The sequence below is a fragment of the Leptolyngbya sp. FACHB-711 genome (assembly GCF_014695615.1).
In the GTDB taxonomy this organism is placed as follows: Bacteria; Cyanobacteriota; Cyanobacteriia; order Elainellales; family Elainellaceae; genus Leptolyngbya_A.
This window is the reverse complement of sequence record NZ_JACJOR010000145.1, coordinates 1-5,122: the sequence shown is the minus strand read 5'-3', so window position 1 is coordinate 5,122 and position 5,122 is coordinate 1. Positions and strand designations below refer to the sequence as shown.

The 5,122-nt window shown below is 51.4% G+C and carries 2 protein-coding genes; one reads left to right on the top strand and one right to left on the bottom strand.

From position 1 onward, the window contains the following. A partial coding sequence (locus H6F80_RS04810) for an nSTAND1 domain-containing NTPase (protein WP_190790470.1) occupies positions 1-2,901 on the top strand: 2,901 nt, incomplete at its 5' end. Here the strand turns inward: H6F80_RS04810 and H6F80_RS04805 are convergent. Next, entirely contained in the window at positions 2,848-5,076 is a 2,229-nt protein-coding gene (locus tag H6F80_RS04805; RefSeq protein ID WP_190790469.1) for a plasmid replication protein, CyRepA1 family, read from the bottom strand. The genes H6F80_RS04810 and H6F80_RS04805 overlap by 54 nt on opposite strands. Between the last annotated feature and the right edge of the window lie 46 nt (positions 5,077-5,122).

Below are 5,122 nucleotides of genomic sequence, written 5' to 3'. Positions count from 1 at the left end.
ATCCCAGAAACTATTATCAATGATGGAACAAAGAAACCTGCTGCCGCTAAAAAATTAGCAGTTTCTCAGATTCAGCTAGAACAGGCGTTAAAACAACTCTTCTTACCTAAAAGTCAGCAGGCACCCGAAACCGCACTATTCTACTTCTCTGGGCACGGACTCCCCGATACAGAAGGTCTCGATCTTGACAAAGGATATCTAGCCACTAGTGATACCGATCCTCATGTTCCTCGATCTGGGCTCTCGCTGCGATGGTTGCAGCAACTTCTATCTAAAAGCCCAATAAAGCAGCAAATCGTTTGGCTCGATTGCTGCCATAGTGGCAGTCTAATCATCAATGTTGAAGCCGCAAATCCCGGAAATGGCGAAAGCCGCGATCGCTGTTTTATTGCCTCTTCACGGGACTTTGAAAGCTCCTGGGAAGATCTTAATAGTCCTTACAGTGTCCTCACGAAAGCCCTGCTGGATGGGTTAGATCCCACTCGCTTGCCAGGGCGATGGATTGATACTTTTGCGCTGGTGGATTACATCAATCAAGCACTCAAAGGCGAATTACAAACCCCAGTCTGTACCAACTTTGGGGAGGCGATTAACCTAACAAGAACCTGGCAAGTTCCGAATCAGCCCAGCAACGATAGCCAGACTGATAGTGGCATCTGTCCTTACAAGGGGTTAGAGTTTTTTGATTGTAATGACGAAGACCCCAAATATTTCTTTGGGCGCGATCGCCTGATTGGACAATTGCTTGATCATGTCCGAACGAATAACTTCCTGGCACTGGTCGGTGCATCGGGGAATGGCAAATCGTCAGTGCTGCGAGCGGGGCTACTGCATCAACTGAAGCTAGGACGGCGGATTGCGGGAAGTGATCGCTGGCGGATTCGCATTACCCGTCCTGATCGCCAACCGATGCAAAACCTGGCACTTGCGTTTGTCGATGAGGGGTTATCGGATCTCGATCGTGCCGAAGCGTTAGGTCGTGCCACTGGATTGCTCAATGAAGGTGCATCAGGATTACAGCGATTGGTGCAAGCTGCTACGGCTCCGCGTGTCATTTTAGTCATTGATCAATTTGAGGAAGTATTCACTCGCTGCGACAGTGCTGAGGCGCGAGAACAGTTCTTCGCTTGTTTGATGGGGGCATTAGCAAGCACTGACGACAAACTTTGTTTGATCATTGCCATACGCGCTGATTTTGTCGGTAAATGTCTAGAACGTGATTATAGCGGGTTAGCAAACGGCCTTCGTCAGGATATGGTTCCTGTCTTACCTATGGAACCCAATGAACTCAAAGCAGCCACTTGCAAGCCTGCGGAACAAGTGGGACTGGAAATTGAACCAGCGCTGGTACCCGAAATTCTCAATGATATTACCGGAGCACCAGGAAGTTTGCCCTTGTTGCAATATACCTTGAAAGAACTTTGGCAGAAGCGTCAGGGAAACCGGCTTGTATTGTCTGCTTATCAAGCATTAGGGGGCATTAACGGCACTTTAGACCACCGTGCTACTGAGATCTATAACAGCTTTGATACGGTAGAACAGCGAACAGTGCAGCACATTTTCCAGCAGCTCACTCAGTTGGGTGAGGGAACAGAGGACACACGACGGCGCGTCTTTCAAGCGGATTTAGTCGCAGAACCTCAGCATCCTGCCGCACAGGTACAAACCGTCATTGATCGCTTATCTAGCCCTGAAAATCGTCTCTTAGTCACTAGCGAGGTAGTCAGCAAGGGGAATGAGTCCGATCGAATGGCAATCGTGGACGTAGCACATGAAGCATTGATTCGACATTGGAAACTGCTGCGGCAATGGATTGAACAAAACCGGGATCTACTCCGGCAACAGCGCAAAATCGAAGCGAACGCCGTTGCCTGGCGTGATCAGGGGAAAAAAGTGGGGTATCTATTGCAAGGACTACCCCTGACGGAAGCCATTCTCTTTAACAAACAACAACACGATCGCTTTCCCCTATCTGACCCTGCTAAACAGTTCATTCGGCAGAGTATTAAACAACGCCGATGGAATCGATTGAAAACAGCAAGTTGGTTAATCATCCCAGCATTGGTTGTCGTAGGCATAGTGGAGCATAGTCTGCATGAAGCCAGTGTCAAAGCTGACATTGCGCGATTGGATCAGGAAGGAACTTATGAAGAGAAACAAGCGGTCGAAGCCTTAGTTGAGGGATGTCATACCCAACAACAGATGAAGTGGCTTCTGCCTTACCTGACAGAACGACTGTTTGGAAATTGTCGCCCTATTTACCAAGCACCTTTAGAAAAAGCCGACCTCAACAGATCCAACCTCAGCTCCGCCCACCTCAGCAACGCCAACCTCAACAACGCTAACCTCAGTAACGCCCACCTCAACGATGCTAGCCTCTTCTCCGCCCACCTCAACAACGCTAACCTCAGCAACGCCGACCTCAGCAACGCTCAACTCTTCTCCGCCCACCTCAGCAACGCCGACCTCAACAGAGCCAACCTCAGCAACGCCCAGCTCAGCAAAGCCGACCTCAACAGAGCCAACCTCAGCAACGCCCACCTCTTCTCCGCCCACCTCAACAGAGCCAACCTCAGCAACGCCGACCTCAGCAACGCCCGCCTCAGCTACGCCAACCTCAGCTACGCCAACCTCAGCAACGCTAACCTCACCAACGCCGATTTTTCCAACAGCATTTTGCTGGCAACCGATTTGCGGAACACAAAAAATTTGAAACTTGCACAACTGACTGGAAAAACTCCACCACTTCTATGTAACGTAGCACTTCCAGATTCCCTCACAGAGGTTGACCCCAATCGAGACTGTGACCAAATGCCTCAAGTCTTGGCAAAGCGATACACGGTTTCTCTAGGAGAAGCAACTCAATGGGTTAATGAAGCTAAACAAAAACAATGGGACTGATTCAAGTGAATGCTTTGTTACCTGGTTTTCGTAGCGAAGAGTTGGGGGGGGTATTGGCAGCGCAAATATCAGCGGTGCCTCAGTAGAGTTAAGTAAGGCTGAGAACCTTCCTGGTTCTGGTTCTGGGGCGGAGATTGCCAGTGGATCACCTGGTTGATTTTGATTACTTAAAGGCAGGGAAGATCCAACCGATTCAGCGCGTTCTCGCTTGACATTCCGCCTGTTTAGAATGGCGATCGACTCCTGCCAGCAGGTAAGATTCAATCGATAAACTCTCAGCTTTTCCCCCTCATGCCCCGGAATCGACCTCGACCAGCGGAACTCAACTTTGGTGCCAAGCTGCGACAGAAGCTGATGAACAATCTGCACATCACTCATGCCCTCTGTAATGGTGAGATTGAGGGCTTGCTTGATCTGGGCTGCCCACTCTCGCGCTTTGCAAGCATAGGGATAAAGGTCATCCTTAGTCCATTCTTTGTCCGGGTTCAGGAAATCTATCAACCCCAGCCGCTCCCGCAGTGCCCGCCGTAGTTCGGCATTAGAAATGTCCCATGGACAGAGCGATTGATTCCATTTCAGTTGATTCTCCAACGCTTTCACTGTGCGATCGACTGCCACTCCCGGATAGAGCAATTCCTCTAAGCTCCGCAGTTCCCCGCGCCGTCGCCCCTCTTTATCTGCCAGTATGTCTTCAACTGTTAGCTCCTCCAGGCAGTAAAACTCTTTCAGGTAGAACTTGGCGATCGCCCGCTGCTGCTCTGGGGCAATACTCTCCTGAGCCTCCAGTTGCAATACTTCGCTGATCGTCAAATCGTCTGCTGCCACCATGCTCTCTGCGTCCAACTGCCGTAACTCATCGCGAGCAATCTTCAACAGTTTACCAATGCCACCGTTCGACTCCCGGTTCTCGATCGCCACCTGATTGCCCTCAAAGCGGAGCCGCATGATCAACGCCTCTCGCAAATGCAGCATCGATCGATGCTGAGCGGCGGCAATGCGGCAGTAAAGGTCGAGATGGGGATCAGCCTGCCAGTCGTAAGTTCTAAGGTCTGGGATATCTTCCCGCAGGGATGAGCGGATCAAGCTCACGGTGGCGGAGGTGCGGCTTTGCAGATGGTTTTTAAGCTCCAGCGAATTCGTAGACCGGGACGCTTTGCTATAGTTGCTGCCCCGTTTGGCACACCAAACCACCCGCTCCACTGGCTCTCGGACTCGCCCTAACGCTTGTGCCATATCGGCATCCGTGGAACTGACGCCGCTGAAGATGCCGTAGACTCTGGCAATGATGCCCTGCGTTTCGATGCTAACCCCTGTAGACAGGGAGGGGGAGGAGATTACGACATCGAACCCACCCTGCTCCAGCACGGAGTCTGGATTCTGGATAAAGGCTCGCTCTAACTCTCCACTAGAGGTATCGGAGTTAATCACCAGCACACGCAATCCTGGAAACTGCTGCTGGATTGTCCTTGCCAGTGCTTTAGAGGTTGCCTTGCTGTCCGTCGCGACAAACAGGACTTTTCCGGCTTCCAGCGTGTCGATGTCTTCCAACAAATCTGCTGCGATTGCGGTGCGATCGGGACAGTCAAGCATTCGGACTGCATACCCTTGCGGCTGGTAGTCATTGCGAATCAGGAAGACTGGGTTGGCATCTTCTCTTAAAGCTTTGAGGTAATGCAGCGTCGCGTTATCCAAATCGGCATCAGCGACAATGACGCGGCGAGCGACTCGAATCAATTGCCGGAATCGTGCCAGCAGGGCGGGGCGCTTGCCGTCCTTGGCGCAGGTGCTGGAGGTGAGCAAGTGGCGAATCACCTGAACCACTTCATCAATCACCAGATCGCACCCCTTGAACTTGTCAGGATCGATCGCCAGCAGAGAATCGACCACAAAGCTGACGCGGAGCGTGTAGGCAGAGCCGGAGATGAATTTTCCATTGGCTTTATCCAAGTCGCCAATGTAATCCAGCTTTAGCCGTTGGCTCAAGGAACGTTGCAGCGATCGTCGGTGTCCAGCCGAGAGGACTTTATCGATACCCTCTACCTGACCCGCAATCCATTTGGTTTTGCCTGTTCCCTTGGGGCTGCACAGGGCGATCATGCCTTCGCTGGCAACTGGTTGCGGGTTTTGCTCTCTGGGTGAATTTGTCTGGAAGCCTCTATCTGCTTCAACTTTCATCGACTCAAGCTAAAGTGACACAAGCCTTTTTAGCGGGATGAGAATT